The organism is Clostridioides sp. ZZV15-6598, assembly GCF_020657705.1.
GTDB lineage: Bacteria > Bacillota > Clostridia > Peptostreptococcales > Peptostreptococcaceae > Clostridioides > Clostridioides difficile_F.
In genome coordinates, this window is record NZ_JAGWCS010000274.1 from 1 (window position 1) to 1,262 (window position 1,262).

1 protein-coding gene is annotated in these 1,262 nt (G+C 25.4%); it reads right to left on the reverse strand.

All coding sequences use genetic code 11. The features are described from left to right. Positions 1 to 216: 216 nt before the first annotated feature. Positions 217 to 1,191 (reverse strand): glucosaminidase domain-containing protein, encoded by a 975-nt coding sequence (locus KGF50_RS21495; protein ID WP_227849946.1) that lies wholly within the window; start codon positions 1,189 to 1,191, stop codon positions 217 to 219. Positions 1,192 to 1,262: the final 71 nt, after the last annotated feature.

The window sequence follows — 1,262 nt, forward strand, 5'->3', positions numbered from 1 at the left end:
TTATCAAAATATCTGGCTTTATGGTTTGTTTCTTGTTTTATAAATTAACCTACTGTTTAATTTTCAAAGTTCATTTTGCTCTCTTTCGAGTACAGTAATAATAATATCACCTTTTAAATAACAAGTCAATACATTTTTTTATGTTTTTTTTACGTTTTTTCTATTCTTTTGTAGAAAACAAATTTATCTTGTTACACTTTCATGTAGAATTAATACTTATTTTGTTTCTACTTTATTATCTATTAATTGTAAGTTATAACTTCTAATAACATCTATTAGTAGTTCTGCATATATACGATTCCCGCTTTTATCTTCAGCTGTACTATATCCAGCATCTTCTAATGCTTGTGCTTGACTAATATAGTCTTTTGCTTCAAACAATCCATTTTTTCTATATCTTTTATTATTCACTAAAAATAAACCATGGTCTTTTACAGAGTCTTCCAATGAACCATATGACCTAAAACTTGCTACAATTTTTTCATTATAATGTTCAGAAGTTGAAATTGCTACACTTTTTCCTTTCCATGCTTTATCTGCCTTTATACCAAATAAATTATTACTTTGCTTTGTAAGTTTAGAATTACCCCATCCTGATTCTAGTATTGCTTGTCCAATTGTTATAGATGGCAATATGCCATAATCGATATACTCTCTTATAGCTGAGTCTTCTAATTTCTTTATAAACTTAATTTTTTCATCACTATAGTTTAATTCTTTATTTCCAAGATATGTGTATTCTAAATCCTTAATATATTTTTTAGCTCTACTTTTTTGAGAAGTGTCAAATTTCAATTCATTCAATACTTTATTAAACTTTTTTACCTTGTATACTTTTTCTCCTTTATCATTTTTGTCTTCTACTATAAATTTTTCACCAACATTTAATGTATCTTTCTTTTTTATATTACTTAAATCTTCATCATATATTACCATGTCTATAGCAAGTAACTCCTTCCAGCTTAATTGAACTTTTCCACCCCCTGCTTCATCAGCTACATCCATATAATATTCAATTTTAGTAGTTTTTATATCTCTTACCTTATATAAGTCTTCAAAATATCTTGTTATGTTAAAAACGGCTATTATACTTGCTATTATAAATACAGTAATAAATATCTTCTTAAATATAAGCTTTAATCTTCTTATACTTTTATTTTTCCCTAAATTTTTTATACATTTTCTAGCCATATTATTCCCCCTTGCTAATTGTATTCCTTATCTTATCATAATTTTTATATTAAATGGTTATATTTTAATTC